The 2785-nt window shown below is 60.0% G+C and carries 1 protein-coding gene; it reads right to left on the minus strand.

All coding sequences use genetic code 11. The features are described from left to right. Window positions 1-1413: 1413 nt before the first annotated feature. Window positions 1414-2785 (minus strand): M48 family metallopeptidase (locus VLU25_04720; GenBank protein ID HSR67222.1); only part of this gene is annotated, 1372 nt, incomplete at its 5' end.

Below are 2785 nucleotides of genomic sequence, written 5' to 3' on the forward strand. Positions count from 1 at the left end.
CTCTCCGAGCCCATCCACGGCAACCCCAGCCAGCAGCGCCTCGACCGCATGCGCCGCGCCCGCGCCGAGGCCCGCGGCTACAAAGTCGTCGACATCCCCGTCCAAGGCCTCAAAGACGACATAGCCCTAGGCGTCCTCTTCCGCCGCCTGGCGGCGGCCCTTGAGGAGCGGGCTTAGTATGACGAGGACCGTGTATCCAAGCTGTCGTCAACAGCCTAGGGCGTCAGCTAGGAATCGGCTGAGCACGGCATGGTTACGCTCCTCAGCAACAGGGTTGGGCTGGAGGTGGAGGATCCATAGAGTCGCAGAGTTCGCGAGGGGACAAGGGAGACGAAAAAGCCCGTCAATGTCCGGCCTATAGCTGTGTGCGAGCGGTTTCAGATCTCCTGCGAACGCGATCGCTCCCTTGTATACCTGGTGGCTTATTTCTGCGACATACAATTGCCTTATCTTTCTAAGCACTCCGTCTGTTGGGCGAAACTCCTCATATCGATCAGTGGCCAGGAGGTCGTCAACCCTCCTCGCCCATTCGCGAATGTCGCTGCTTAGATCTACGATTCGTGGGAGAAAGGCGTGGCCGATGAGAGTCTAGACGATCCAGGATCTCCCGAGCGTGAATAACGACTTCGGAGAGCAGAAGAGGGTTCTCCGTCGGGCGTAGCGAAATCATTCATGGCCACGTGCTACAGTAACAGCCATTTTACTCAGATCCAACTAACTAGTCGAGAGGAGGGTGGCGTGTCAAGGGTTCATGTGAAGGCGTTCGGTGCCCTCTCCACGCAGCCTCTTTGCGTCTGCTCACCCATTCTTTGAACCGGCCAGTGCGCTAAGGCTCAGCAGAGCTGGAGTCTGCCACTCTTTGGCGTGATGGGTGGTCTCTGATGCCCCCCGGAAGGGGATTTGATATTCCCAAGCGAGAAAACCCGTCGGCCCGGAGCCCCCTCATGGTCCTGGTCGCCACCCTGGCCGGCTACCTCCCCGCCCGCCGCGCCTCCAGAGTCAACCCCCATCACGGCCCTGCACTTCGAGTAGGGAGGCCCTGGTGAGAAGCCAGAATGGGGTTGCGCTTCAGCAGCCTGAGTGCAACGCAGGCTACCGGTCGCCAGTTTGCGGCGGGCGCTCCCAATCTCGCTATCGTCGTGTGAACCAGGTCTCAGGGTCTTGGTCCGTGGAAGACTCCGACGGTAACTACCTCCTCCGCCAACGCCCGATAGAAGATCCCATAGGGAAAGCGACGGAGGAGTGCACTCGAACGTCCGAATAAACAAGTTGGTAAAGCAGTGGAGAACCGGCAATGAGCAGGGCTACTCTGCGGAATTCATCAAAAGATTCTCCGCCCAAGCCGCTATCGACTTGAACCGACTCTGGTCATTACCAAGTCGTGGACGTGTCGGATCGTGGCAGCCGGAACCTCTACTGCTTGATCCGGACCGAGTACAGCATCTGCTGGAAAGCGCTTTCGTAGCTCCTGAAATCGCGATCCGGTGCGGTGAAGACAAAAAACAGCAGGCCCTCGGGGCGCCGCAGCGTGATCAGCCAGTTGGTCTCGCGCCCGCCCAGGGGCGAATCGTTCGAGAGATAGGTCGAAAGCCCCTGCTCGCCGCTCACGCGTATGAGTTCACCGCGGCGGATGACGCGCATATTTCGGTTGGACAGCCGAAGCTCCTGGACCAGAGCGTCGGTGGATTGCTCCAAACGGGCCAAAGAGTCCTGCCCGGAGCCCTGCCCGTAACCGGGGCCCTGTAACCGCTGACCGAAGCGGTTGGTCGCAGGCTCGTAGAGGTTCACGATCATGCCGTAAGCCATGGCCTGATTCCCATTGCCGTCCTCCACCATCCCGCCCCGAGGCGCGATGGTCATGGCATCGCCCTGCCCGTATACCTGCCAATCGTCCGGGTGATTTATACGCAGCAGCCGGGTTTCAATGCTCACGAAACGATCCGAAGGCCGGTCCGTGTTGGAAGGGTCTTCGCTGTCTCCACGGTTGTTGTCACTAATCTGCTCTTCGGTGGGAATGGAAAACCGGTGATTTTCCCGAACCGTTATCTCGTAGGTCCGGTTGCCCCACTGATAGGTGAGCTGCAGCGTCTTGGACCGGCTGACGGGGTCGCCGCCCATCGACGAGTTATTTACATTCAGCTCCAAGCGGTTGTTTTCGATGCGCGACTGCAACCGCTGGCGGACGTCGTTGAATCGATCGCCGGCGCCATATCTGGCGGAGAGAATCAGCAATTCAGGCTCGCTGCTGTGCTGCCCGCCGGCCTGCAGATCTCCACCTCCGGTGGCGGGCAGAGACTGGAGTAAACGTTTGATCTGCTGAAAATCACGAGAATCCGTGTTGGATCCGCGCCGAACTCCGCCCAGATTGTCGACTTCCTGCCCGACACGTTCGACACGGTTGTCTGGGTTAGGGTGATTGCTGAAAAATTCGACCGGCTGCCCGCCTTGATCCTGGGCCTGGATCTTTTCGAAGAATTGGGCCATGGCCCGCGCGTCGTAACCCGAATCGTAGAGGATCTGGGTGCCCAGGGTGTCTGCCTGAGTCTCGGCCGTGCGCGAGTACTTCAGCAGAACGGAATTGACCGCGAAGTTTGCGCCGAGCTGTGTCAGGGCCGCCGCCGTGGAATCGCTGCCCAGCAGTCCCCCTAGGATCGCCAGCGGCATCTGGGCGGCCGAGGCTTTGCTGGCTTGGTTTGTACCGTGGCGCAGGGCCACGTGAGAGATTTCATGCGCCATCACGCCGGCAAGCTGCGCTTCGTTGTCGGCGGCTTCAATCACCCCGCGG

The sequence above is a fragment of the Acidobacteriota bacterium genome (assembly GCA_035471785.1).
Taxonomy (GTDB): Bacteria; Acidobacteriota; UBA6911; order RPQK01; family DATIPO01; genus JANQFM01.